The sequence below is a fragment of the Psychrobacillus lasiicapitis genome (assembly GCF_006861795.1).
GTDB classification, from domain to species: Bacteria; Bacillota; Bacilli; order Bacillales_A; family Planococcaceae; genus Psychrobacillus; species Psychrobacillus lasiicapitis.
Window position 1 is genome coordinate 64,412 of sequence record NZ_VDGH01000015.1, and the last position, 12,427, is coordinate 76,838.

Consider the following 12,427-nt stretch of genomic DNA (forward strand, 5'->3'; position numbering starts at 1 on the left):
TAATAAATTTCCACTTAAAACAATGATTAGGAGGGATCAAATGAGTAAGGTTATTGGTGCGGAAACAACCGCGAAGTTAGAAACCCAGCTCAATGGAAAATTGATTGCATATTGGTCAGTCACATTACTACTCGTAGGATCAATTTCGTTAAGTGGTATCGGGCAACTGATGCAATTGGGGGGAAACATTGAGTTAGTGACGAATATTGGTTACCCATTATACATCACGAATATTCTTGGGACTTGGAAAATACTTGGAGTCATCGCTATCGTCGTGCCACGCTTTCCTAGACTTAAAGAATGGGCTCACGCTGGTCTCTTCTTTTTAATGACTGGTGCGGCTTTGTCTCATGCGTTTGCTAACGATTATGGGGAATACGGGTTTCATATTATCCTTCCTCTTTCATACGCTGCACTCAATATCGCTTCATGGGCGCTGCGTCCGAAGAGCCGCAAACTATAAAGAGGGTTGAACTTTTTGGTGAAATGTGGATTCCTGTTGTTAAAAAAAGATAAATGGAGGATTGGGAAATGTCCTATATAGTTGATTTTAAAAATGTGTCTACGGTTGATTTAGAGTCTTCACCTGTAGTAGAAGCGCTTGCTGGTTTACGTGCGAACGAGGCCCGTTACTTTATGAACAAATATAAGCATGAATTTACGGTTGTACCTGCTAGCGAAAGTCAGGAGACCCTTGATTATGTGAACCGAATTTTGAAAGAAGAACGTGAAATTGAGTTTGCTGCCAAACCTTTAGAGACTTCACGTTTTCAAGTGGAAAATATCAAATTTGCCTATGTCTTTTATGAGGATGGTCTTGCGATCAACGTCATGTATACGGTTGATGACCCTAAGAAACGGGCCGTTGGTTTTAAGCTTTCTGAGGGGATGGAAGTACCAAAGGAATTAGAAGGAAAGTTTAAGTTTGCTAGGCAGAAGTCTAAACTTGCTGGAACAATTCGAGGCTCATTTTTTGTAATTAAAGGCGAATATTAAAGTCTACAAAAGTGCATATGGAGGATTCAACCATTTTTTGTAGTTGTGTTCAATCAGGATTTTTTTCATTTTGATAAGAAAATCCTGATTGAACAAAAACAACCATTCATGTTACAAATGTTCATCTAGTCACTCAAAAATTAAAATAGCACTTCTCCCATCAAACTTTTTCTAAAAACCTCATTTACTTATGATACGGTTCATTTTTAATGATTCGAAAAGCACGATAAATCTGCTCCACCAACACTAACTTCATCAACTGATGAGGTAAAGTCATTTTACTAAAAGATAATTGTTCATCCGAACGCTTCATCACGTCCTCATGCAAACCAAGAGATCCACCAATAACAAAAGCAATTTTGCTTCGTCCATATGTCATTAACGACTCTAAATCACTGGCAAGCTGCTCGGATGACTTCATCTTTCCTTCAATCGCGAGCGCAATTACATAAGTATCTACTCCGATTTTAGAGAGAATGCGATCTCCTTCTTTTTTCTTCACGATTTCCATATCGGCTTCACTTAAATTTTCCGGTGCTTTTTCGTCCGGCACTTCCACCAAATCGATTTTTGCATAGCTACCTAATCGCTTTGAGTATTCCTCTATCCCTAATTTTAAGTATTTTTCTTTTAACTTCCCTACTGATACAATTTGTATATTCACAAGTTATCCACCTTTACATTCTGTTTACAAACAAGTTATACACATAACTTATACACATATCCACAATAGTTATCTACATATTGTGTCTTATTTTTCATTCTCTACAATATATATTGCGGCGACATCACAGTATGTGCATTTTGTGGATAACTTTTCATCCTCTTTTAATTCTTCAAGCATTGGAAAGGTTTTTTGTTCTGCAACGAACATGTCCAAAGCTTGATTTATATGGGTTTCACAACTGAATATTCTCAATTTTATACTTCCTTTCGTTTTCCGAATAATTTAATAAGTTATACACAAATCATTCGTGCTTATCCACAATCTATTTTATCAAATGAAAAACGAGTAGGAAAGAACAGCATTTCTTTTCCTACTCGTTGTGTAAAACTTTTATTTACAATTCACAGTTATCCACATGTTTATAATGTATCTGTTTCTTTTAATGCAATCGTTAGTTCCACTAATTTTCCTTGGCGATATACTTTTACTTTCAGCTCATCTCCAATTTCTTTTTCATTGTATAAATGTTTTCTTAGCTCAATCGTGTTTTCTATTTTTTGACCATCCATTTCCACAATTACATCATAAGGCTTCATTCCCGCTAAAGCTGCTGGAGTGTTTTCTATTACTTGATCTACCACAACTCCTGTTGTTACTTCAGCTGGTAATTTTAATGTATCACGTTGATGAATCGCAGGTACATTTGTTACATCGACCAATGTAATCCCCATAGATGGACGATTTACTTTTCCGTTAGCCTCTAAGTCTTCTATAATTGGAATAGCGGAATTAACTGGTATTGCAAGTCCCATACCTTCTACGGTAGACTCTGAAATTTTCATCGAATTTATTCCTATTAATTGTCCTGCTAAATTGATCAATGCTCCACCACTATTCCCTGGGTTAATCGCTGCATCTGTTTGTAAAACTTCTGCTTGCCAATCTTCTACACCATCTCCGTTTATATCAGTAGGTATAGCACGATCTTTACCAGATACAACACCTGTTGTGACAGAACCATAGAAATCAAGCCCTAGTGGGTTTCCAATCGCAATAACAGATTCTCCTTGCTTTAATGCATCTGAATCTCCAAACTCTATGACTGTATCCACACCCTTATCATCGATTTCTAAAACTGCTAAGTCTGTCCATACATCACTACCAACTAATTTAGCTTCCACTTTTGCACCATCTGCTAAAGTTACTTCTACTGCCTTTGCACCTTCGATTACGTGATGATTCGTAATAACATATGCTTTACCATTTTCTTTTTTATAAATTACACCGGAACCTGTTCCAGCTTCCTGTTCTGATTGGGATTGACTCCAAAAATTCGTTACTGATTGGATATTTGAAACTCCAACTACGGCACCCGACGCTTTTTCTACGGCGCTTGTCACGTCTGTAGTTATATCAACGGAAAGTTGTTCTGTTTTTGCATTAGTATTAGTTGTTTTGGTTGCATTGTCGGCTGGTAAATTTGGCACGACGGAAGGTACTAAAAACCATACAAGTAAAGCTCCGACTAATACACCCGCTAATGCACTAAAAAAATAACCAGCTACACCTCGTTTCTTTTCCCTCTTTACTTCTCGTTTTTTTACTACTGTCTCTTCTATTTTCGATTCTTCTTGTGGACCGTATGGATTATTTGGTTCCATGTTTTATCTTCCTCTCTTTTTTATGTAACTGTTTGTACAGTTACTTTACCCAACTCACATTAAAATAAGATGAAAATTGGTTGAAAGATAAATAAAAAAGTTCCAAAGCCTGAACTTTGGAACTTTTACTATTTAAACGGAGACCAATTCGGTTGGAATATTCGCATCTGTATCGTGAAGATGTACATATTCTCCTGCAACTACTCCACAAGATTCTAATGTTTGTGCAACACTCATTCGTGCAAGATCTTTCATATTATTATCTTTACTTAAATGCGATAAATAAATATGCGTATTTTTGATATCCACCACTTCACTCATGGCAACTGCTGCATCTTCATTGGATACATGCCCTACGTCACTTAATATTCTTCTTTTAATTGACCAAGGATATCTTCCCATTTGAAGCATACTCACATCGTGGTTGCTTTCAAAGACAAATGAATCTGCTCCTTTAATATGTCCTTTCATCCTGTCGCTAACATACCCGGTGTCGGTTATTAAGACAAGTTTGCGACCATTTTCATGAAAGATATAAAACATTGGATCTGCTGCATCATGTGATACTGCAAAAGATTGAATGTCCATACTACCAAATGATTTCACCGCTTCCATATCAAATTGGAATCGTTGTTCAACCGGCACATTCCCAATAAGGTGATCCATTGCTAGCCACGTTTTTTCATTTGCATAAATAGGAATCCCATGTTTTCTTGCTACCACTCCTAGTCCCTTAATATGGTCACTATGCTCATGAGTAATAAAAATACCTGATAACTTTTTTATATCTCGATCGATCTCACTAAAAAGCTGCTCCATTTTCTTTCCACTTAAGCCCACGTCCACTAAAAAAGAATGCTCCTCGTTTTCCACATAAATAGCATTCCCGCTGCTACCACTTGCTAAAACACTAAACTTCATTATTAAAACTCCTTACTTTACTTCTGGTTGTTCCGTCTTTTTAGGAATTTCACTAACTGTTCCTTCTACTGCGTTGACAAAATACTCTTCTTTCGTCCCATCTGAAAGTTCCACTGGTACATACCAAGTTGGCGCAAATACATATACTTGCGTTTCCGTTAGTGTAGCTAACGTGGAGTAACCAAGTTTCAGATCTTTTACAGTCGAATCCTCTTTTAATAACGAGCTAGAGTACAAAAGTCGAAATACAAACATAGGAGACACTAATTTTTTCGATTCGTCGTACTCCTCCAGATTATCTAATACTGTTTGTTCGTAACGAATAAGCTCTTTTTCATCGTTCCAATATACGATTAGTTGTGCATTTTGATTGTGGTAAACAAGCCGATCATTTACTTTTTGAAAAAACGTTGCAGATTTTTTCTCTTCATCTATTTTCCATAATCCGTATGAGTTACCACGGATCATATTTTCTTTTACTAGCTTTTCTAAAGAATTTTCTGTAGTGATCGGCATTGGCTCTTTGAATGTACCAATTAATGCATAACCATCTTCAACTTCTAAGGTCTGGTTTTTTAATTGATTCAACTCTTCTACACTAAACAGATGTGCGTTCCCTGAAACGTACGAGGCTTCTTGTATTAATGATTCTGTTTTTGGTACTTTAATATTATCCAGCAATAGTCGTTCCTCAATAGGAGTATCGATGCGCTCCTTCACATTCAACGCTTCATTATATCTATTGGAATAAAGCCAAAATAGAAATACATTTAAAATAGAAAATACAATGATAAATATCGTTTTCGTTTTATTCCAATCCAAATTTGCCGCCTCCTAATAGTTCGGGAGTGATTCTAGTCCAAGAACCATTCGACAAATAATACCAGGAAGGTTCTAGATCTACTATTCGTTGCTGATCGTTTCGTGACAAGTTATATCCTATTGTAATATCATCTATGGACAGCACTTTATTTTCATGAAGGGCATGGATCAAGTCATATATATCTTGTCCAGACCGCAACGGAATCTCTCCTTGTCTAAGAGTATCAGCTATCGAAACATACGGTCTAATATACCGATAAACACGATTGGTTCCCCAATGTACACTAATCTCGGTTTCTGGATCTTTGCTGAAGACTGGCATTCCATGAAAATAGAGCTGGTAACTTACTTGTTTTGTAGAATTATTTATCTTACTATATCGATAGTCATCTGTCCATCCGCTATGCTCATTAATGAAGTTCAAGCTTTGCTGAATAAGCTCATCTGGTTTACCAACTTTATCACTTTCAGAAGCCGGATACACATAACTTAATCTTTTAAGTAAATAGTCGACATTCATAAGTGCGCTATCATCCGAATACTCCCGTCCACTTGTGCCTAATGGATTACTACGAACGAGGCTTGGATTCGCGAATAACGCATTTTTAAATTTTTCTGGCGCAATTTCTTCTTCTATATACGTGTAGCTAGGAATAGCTTTGGGACTAGCAGAAACATATAGCGAAAGTCGCTTTTCTCTTACTATCTCATTATACACGGGTAAGTCCATCGTTTCATTTTTTAAGCGACTAATAAAATCTTCCTGATTAGCCTGTCCGATACTAGCCATATACACCTTTTTGGTGATCGTATTAATGAAGTATAAATTCATTTGACCTCTAGTATCTTTACCCCAATCAACGGTTAACCGATCAAAAGAAGCATTTGGCAGATTATAATCATTAAAGGTTAAGATATTATTATATATTTTAAAAGGAACTTCGGCTGGAAAAAAGAAGGTAAGAGCATTCGGCGTTTTTATGTAATCATTAATTTGCTGATCACTTGCTTGATTATTTAAAAGCTCTACCGTTTGTATTTCCCATTTTGTCATCCAATTTAACACATCTTCAATTATTCGCGTATTATCGGAACCTTTGAATGACGCTTCCTGACTGAGCAGTAATCGATAAGGTTTCACCACATCTTCCAGTTTCTTTTTCTCGGCAATTGCAATATCTACTACTGGTGTGCCACTCAGATCATAGGAAGGTGAATATGTCCATATCGAAAAAGTCAGTGTTAAGCTAAGAAGGATGAGTAGGAGTAAAATAAATGATTTCACTTGTTCAATGTACTTCAATCCCACTCACCTTCCTCATCCATTTCAACTTTTAAAGTAAAGAATATAGTCGTACCATATCCTTCTTCACTTTCTGCCCAAATCCTGCCACCATGCGCTTCTATCATTTCCCGGGCAATAGCAAGTCCCAGACCAGTTCCACCCATCGACCTTGCTCTTGCACGATCGACTCGATAAAAACGATCAAAAATTCGATTAACATTTTCAGAAGGTATTCCCATACCTTCATCTGAAATCATTACCGTTAATACATGGTCTTGCTCAGCGACGCCAAATCGAATGTTTCCTCCATCTGGTGAGTATTTCATAGCATTGGAAATGATATTATCCAATACTTGCGTCAATTTATCTGTATCGATATCCACATAATATGCTTTATCGGACAGCATCCGTTGAAAAGTAACATGCTGAGATTTAGAAAGTTCAAATCGGTCTATAATTCGATTGAAAAATTGGTTGAAATTCACAATCTCACGGTTCAAATCATAATCTCTACTATCCATTTTAGACAGTTGTAGCAAATCATTCACAAGACGAATCATCCGCTGCGTTTCGGTTTGTGTTACTTGTAAAAATGCTGGAGCAATTTCATCATCTTTCCACGCACCATCTGCAAGTGCTTCTAAATAACTGCTCATTGTCGTTAATGGAGTTCGCAATTCATGAGAAACATTTGCAACAAATTCTCTTCTTTCCATATCTATCTTTTCTTGTTCCGTGTTATCGTGTAGCACCGCAATCAGTCCATTAACAAAACCTGTTTCTTTTTGAATAACGGAAAAGTTCGTACGTAATATAAATGGGCGTTCTTGTGTACTTAAATCTAAATTCATCGATTCCTTTAAATGAATTAAATCTTCAAATGAATAGGCAGAATCAATTCCAAGAACAGATATAATCGGGCGATTTAAAACCATTTCTCTTGGAATACGCAATAATCTGATGGCAGGGTCATTAATAAGGATAACTCTTCCTTTGCGATCCGTTGCAATAACTCCATCGGTCATATTAGCCAGTACCGATGCAAGTTTTCTACGCTCTGCCTCTGTTGTGGATTGCGCTTCTTGTAAACGATTTGTCATATGGTTAAAAGCTATTGCTAATTGGCCGATTTCATCATTCCCGTATACACGTACTTTACGAGAGAAATTCCCTTTCGCCATAGCTTGCGCTTGCTTTCTCATATCGGATATTGGTCTAGTTATCGTTTGTGCGATTAATATACCAAGAATAATCGTAATGCCAAGCGCAAAGGCCGTGCCTCCAGCAAGAATTTGATTTATCTCATTCATCTGCCCGAAAACATTTTCAATATTCGATTCTATATATAAAGAACCCTTTACTTCTCCCTGATAGATGATTGGAGTTGCAAAAACCCAAATTCGATCACGAGTGTCTCGATCGACGAATATATTATCCTCCGGAGTTGCTGCTGTGATAGATAGCTTCACTAATTCATCCATGGATCTTTGTCCAACGATGGATTGATTGTTTACGTCCGAAGTTGCAAGAATTTGATAGTTTGCATCAATGACACGTACTTCTTTAATATCGTCTGAATCTATACCAGATAAAATCGATCGCAGGCTTTGTTGTACTGTTGGATCATCTTCATTTCTTACTCTTATCATTTCTTCTCTTGCACTATACTCCAGTAAACCGACTCGGTCTGATATAGAGGTTTGAAAATTCCCTTTTAACGTTTGCTCTAGCTCTCGCACAAAATATAAACCAATAATTTGCATCGCAATAATTATTAGTAATATATAGATGAAAACAATCTTCATATGAATTGATTTAAAGTAACCAACCTTTTGCATATGTTTACTCCTGTTCAGGATTTCGTAAGTAGTAACCGACGCCTCTTCTTGTTACAATCCAAGTAGGATGACTAGGATTATCCTCAATCTTCTCACGCAGACGACGAATAGTTACGTCTACTGTTCGAACATCTCCAAAATAATCATATCCCCATACCGTTTGTAACAAATGCTCACGAGTCATCACTTGTCCAACATGCTTTGCTAAATAGTGCAATAGCTCAAATTCACGATGGGTCAGTTCGATGGTTATATCTCTTTTTAATGCTAAATACGCATCTGGCTGTATCGTAAGTGGTCCAATTACAATGTCATTTGTTGTCGTTTCGGCATCATCAGTTATTGTTTGATGTCTACGCATATTCGCTTTCACTCTTGCAATTAACTCTCTTGTACTAAATGGTTTTGTCACATAGTCATCCGCCCCTAGCTCTAGGCCAAGCACTTTATCGATCTCTGAATCCTTTGCTGTTAGCATAATGATTGGGAAATCATATTTTTTCCTTACTTCTCGACAAACCTCCATACCGTCCCGATTTGGAAGCATAATGTCTAACAACATTAAATCTGGTTGTAGCTCCTCTACCTTTTTCATCGCATCATCGCCATCGTAGGCACAAAATACTTGGTAACCTTCTTTTTTTAGATTAAATTGCAATATATCTGCAATCGGTTTCTCGTCATCTACTACTAATATTTTTTTACTCATTTATAGAACCCCTTTCGTTCTTTTCTCTGTATTTTATAGAAATGAATTATTTTTTTCTTCATATATTTACTCTATCATGCTTTTAGACTCTTCGCATCCTTAAAGGAAGTAGTTGGTAACAGGATAAGAAAAGTCGATGTTTGTCGAATTATTTCCCAGGAAATTTTCAAATGCCAAATCTAACAGAAAATAATTCGCCATGATTAAGTAAAAAGATTGTGCTAAGTACGATCGCATCCTTGTAGCAATGGCTTACTCGCATGTAGAAAACTTTCCTTTTGACGCGATGTTCTTAGCAAAAGTTTCTTGATTGTTCAGCAAGATCTATAAATCCCTGTCAAATAAAGTTAAAATTAAAAAAGAGACAGCCAAACTAGTGACCGTCTCTACCTTTTTTAGTTTAACACAGATAATGGATCAATCGTTACTCCATTTTTCTTCACTTCAAAATGCAAGTGCGTACCCGTTGAACGACCAGTACTTCCCATTATACCTAACTTGGAACCTTGAGGCACAACATCCCCTACACTAACGCTTATAGAAGAAAGGTGAGCATAGGTCGTTTTATAACCGTTTTGGTGATTGACAATTATTCGGTTACCATATGTTCCATCCCATCCTGCTGCTTCCACAACACCATTATCAGAAGCTTTTATCGTGTAACCATTAGGTCGTGCAATGTCTATTCCCTCATGCTGGCGGCCCCAGCGATAACCCATTTTACTGGATATATATCCGCCTTCAGCTGGCCAAGCAAATTGACCGGAACCACGAGAAGGTATTACTTTGGTCCCTTTTAAGACGATATGCTCCTTAGGTTCTTCAAGGATTGTCTCTTCGATGACTGATTGGCCAACTTCAATACCATTTTCTTTACGTACTAAATAAGTAGCTATCTTCTTTCCATCAGAGCCTTCTTGTTTTACTTTAGTATCACCTTTATACATTTCATCTGATTCTACTACTTTTTTCGTATGTTTGATGACTTCCTCAGCCTTTTTTTCATATAAAACTTCTACATTAATAAGCGGTTTTAAGACAGTTACATTTAACTCTTGCCCTATTTGCAATAAGGTAGATTCAGTAAGCCCCGGGTTTAGCTCCATAAGCTCAGCAGATGTTAAATTATGCTTGCTAGCTATAGTTCCTAATACATCACCTGTAGTTACTTTATATGTTTCTTTTTCTAAAGTTCCTTCTAAAAGAAGCTTAACTGCCTCATCTGGTGAAACAACTTTTTCTGGGTTAATATTTACACTAACACCTGATACTTTTTCTTTTAAGATTAAATCCCTAATACGAGTTTCATTTTCTTTTAATTCGGGTAAAGCTTCAGTAGAATCTTTTCGTACTTCAATTGCTTGTAGCTCATCTTCCGAAACAAAATGTAATTTCAATTTATGTACGGCTTCTTGGTAAGCATCCAAGTCTTTGACGTAAACCGCCATCTCGTCATTAACGGATAATGCAAATGCCTTGGCTTCTACTTCCATTAACTCATCTAGTTTTTGAAGTGTTGCTTCGTCATTTGTAGAAGCTGTAAAAACTTGTTCTGGTACAATTGATAAGTTAGAGCCAGCTTTTAAAGAAAAACCCTTGTACTGAGAATGCAGATCTTGAACTTTTTGTTCCATCATTTCTTTCATCTCTGTTTGATCAGATAATGCCCCTATGTATTGTCCATTAGAATATATATGGTAAATTTCTTTCAACAAATGACTGTCATCTTCATTTGCAAAAGCGATATTAAAGGATAGACTAGAAATGAGCAAAATTGATACGGTTGCTTTTTTCACTATACTTGACTTTCTGTTTGCCAGAACAGTTTGTTGAATTTCCTGTTCCTTTTTCTTTCTTTTCAAAAACATGGTAAAGCCCCTTCCAAACTAATTACAATCTACTCTATTTTTACACTACTTTAATTTAACATATTTGAAATAAGGAAGTGAACAAATTACATCAGTTGTAAAGAAACTGTAGTATTGGTTCCAATATATTCTATTAGATTCCAAAAAAAGGTGAATTACTAATCTATTTTTCTAGCTTTTTAATTCTTTTATTTGACTTGTTCCTATATTAATTTCCTATTATACAAGAATTTACTTTATTCTTTGTTATATTTGTCATATTAGAAGCGTTAAAATACTAATTTTCCTGTAACTTTTGAACGAAACGACAAAAAGCTGTCAAGAAGTCTTCACTTCTCAACAGCTCTTACTTTTTCCCTATCTCCAAACGCTCGAAATGATATTAGTTTGTGTACGATCTGGGCCAACTGAAAAGATGGATATTTGTACGCCCGTGAGTTGTGCGATACGCTCTAGATAATGACGTGCATTTGCCGGTAACTCATCAAGCGTTTTACATTTCGTAATATCTTCGTTCCAACCTGGTAACTCTTCATATACAGGTTCACATTCAGCAAGCATACGAAGATTCGCTGGATATTCCGTGATTAACTCATCCTTGTATTTATAAGCAGTACAGATTTTTACCGTATCTAAGCCAGTTAACACGTCAATGGAGTTAACTGTTAAATCCGTTAAACCACTTACACGCACTGCATGTCTGATCACGACAGTATCAAACCAACCAATTCGGCGTGGTCTACCAGTAGTCGTTCCATACTCTTTCCCAACTTCCCGAATTTGATTCCCTACATCATCAAATAACTCTGTCGGAAATGGTCCATCACCTACACGAGAAGTATAGGCTTTACATACGCCTACCACATGAGAAATTTTGGTTGGTCCAACTCCTGCACCAATCGTTACCCCTCCAGCCACTGGATTGGAGGAAGTTACAAATGGATACGTTCCTTGGTCAATATCCAACATGACGCCTTGCGCTCCTTCAAAAAGTACTCGACGACCTTCGTCTAATGCATCGTTTAATACTTTTGAAGTATCTGTTACATACTTCTCAATTTCTTTTCCATAACCATAAAACTCTTCTAAAATTTCCTCTACAGTAAAACCTTCAGTCTCATAAAACTTTTCAAACATTCTATTTTTTTCAGCTAAATTATGTTCTAACTTTTCCTTAAACACTTCATAATCGAGAAGATCTGCAATACGAATACCAACTCGTGCTGCTTTATCCATATAGGCTGGTCCAATTCCTTTGCCTGTAGTACCAATTTTATTTGCGCCTCTACGTGCTTCTTCTACTTCATCTTGTTTAATGTGGTACGGAAGGATGACGTGTGCACGGTTAGAAATACGTAAATTATCCGTTTGTACGCCTCGATCATGTAGTCCTTTTATTTCTTTTACTAGTGCCCTTGGATCTACTACCATGCCGTTTCCAATGACAGAGATTTTATCTTTGTAAAAAATACCGGAAGGAATGAGATGAAGCTTGTACGTTTCGCCTCCAAAAATAATTGTATGTCCTGCATTATTTCCACCTTGATATCGTGCGATTACTTCTGCATTTTCCGAAAGAAAGTCTGTAATTTTTCCTTTTCCTTCGTCTCCCCATTGTGTTCCAACAACTACTACTGATGGCATTGCCGACACCTCCGTC

Annotated in this window: 12 protein-coding genes; 2 read left to right on the forward strand and 10 right to left on the reverse strand. The window is 36.7% G+C overall.

From position 1 onward, the window contains the following. Window positions 1-40 precede the first annotated feature (40 nt). Together FG382_RS20910 and FG382_RS20915 are read left to right on the forward strand one after the other, a co-directional pair. Window positions 41-463 (forward strand): DoxX family protein, encoded by a 423-nt coding sequence (locus tag FG382_RS20910; protein WP_142540791.1) that lies wholly within the window; start codon window positions 41-43, stop codon window positions 461-463. A gap of 68 nt (window positions 464-531) precedes the next feature. Continuing rightward, entirely contained in the window at window positions 532-996 is a 465-nt protein-coding gene (locus tag FG382_RS20915; RefSeq protein WP_056831405.1) for a hypothetical protein, read from the forward strand. Between the two features lie 184 nt (window positions 997-1,180). On the opposite strand, the gene rlmH is transcribed toward FG382_RS20915, so the two are convergent. From rlmH to FG382_RS20965, 10 genes are all read right to left on the reverse strand, one after another. Further along, the gene (gene rlmH / locus FG382_RS20920; protein WP_142540792.1) at window positions 1,181-1,660 is read right to left on the reverse strand and encodes a 23S rRNA (pseudouridine(1915)-N(3))-methyltransferase RlmH; all 480 of its coding nucleotides are present in this window, start codon (window positions 1,658-1,660) and stop codon (window positions 1,181-1,183) included. Window positions 1,661-1,747: 87 nt separating this feature from the next. After that, window positions 1,748-1,915, reverse strand: coding sequence for a CxxH/CxxC protein (locus FG382_RS20925; RefSeq protein WP_142540793.1), 168 nt, complete (start codon window positions 1,913-1,915; stop codon window positions 1,748-1,750). Window positions 1,916-2,082: 167 nt separating this feature from the next. Continuing rightward, window positions 2,083-3,324, reverse strand: coding sequence for a S1C family serine protease (locus tag FG382_RS20930; protein ID WP_142540794.1), 1,242 nt, complete (start codon window positions 3,322-3,324; stop codon window positions 2,083-2,085). 132 nt (window positions 3,325-3,456) lie between these two features. Further along, the gene (locus FG382_RS20935; RefSeq protein WP_142540795.1) at window positions 3,457-4,245 is read right to left on the reverse strand and encodes an MBL fold metallo-hydrolase; all 789 of its coding nucleotides are present in this window, start codon (window positions 4,243-4,245) and stop codon (window positions 3,457-3,459) included. A 12-nt stretch (window positions 4,246-4,257) separates the two neighbouring features. Further along, entirely contained in the window at window positions 4,258-5,067 is an 810-nt protein-coding gene (locus FG382_RS20940) for a two-component system regulatory protein YycI (protein ID WP_142540796.1), read from the reverse strand. After that, complete coding sequence (locus tag FG382_RS20945; protein WP_142540797.1) at window positions 5,054-6,376, reverse strand: YycH family regulatory protein; 1,323 nt, start codon at window positions 6,374-6,376, stop codon at window positions 5,054-5,056. Before FG382_RS20945 ends, FG382_RS20940 begins: the two co-directional genes overlap by 14 nt. Beyond that, a complete protein-coding gene (gene walK / locus FG382_RS20950; RefSeq protein WP_142540798.1) occupies window positions 6,367-8,190 on the reverse strand; it encodes a cell wall metabolism sensor histidine kinase WalK in 1,824 nt (607 codons plus the stop codon). Before walK ends, FG382_RS20945 begins: the two co-directional genes overlap by 10 nt. A 4-nt stretch (window positions 8,191-8,194) precedes the next feature. Then, window positions 8,195-8,899, reverse strand: coding sequence for a response regulator YycF (yycF, locus tag FG382_RS20955; RefSeq protein WP_142540799.1), 705 nt, complete (start codon window positions 8,897-8,899; stop codon window positions 8,195-8,197). 395 nt (window positions 8,900-9,294) lie between these two features. Continuing rightward, entirely contained in the window at window positions 9,295-10,767 is a 1,473-nt protein-coding gene (locus FG382_RS20960) for a peptidoglycan DD-metalloendopeptidase family protein (RefSeq protein ID WP_142540800.1), read from the reverse strand. Between the two features lie 357 nt (window positions 10,768-11,124). Then, complete coding sequence (locus FG382_RS20965; RefSeq protein WP_142540801.1) at window positions 11,125-12,411, reverse strand: adenylosuccinate synthase; 1,287 nt, start codon at window positions 12,409-12,411, stop codon at window positions 11,125-11,127. Between the last annotated feature and the right edge of the window lie 16 nt (window positions 12,412-12,427).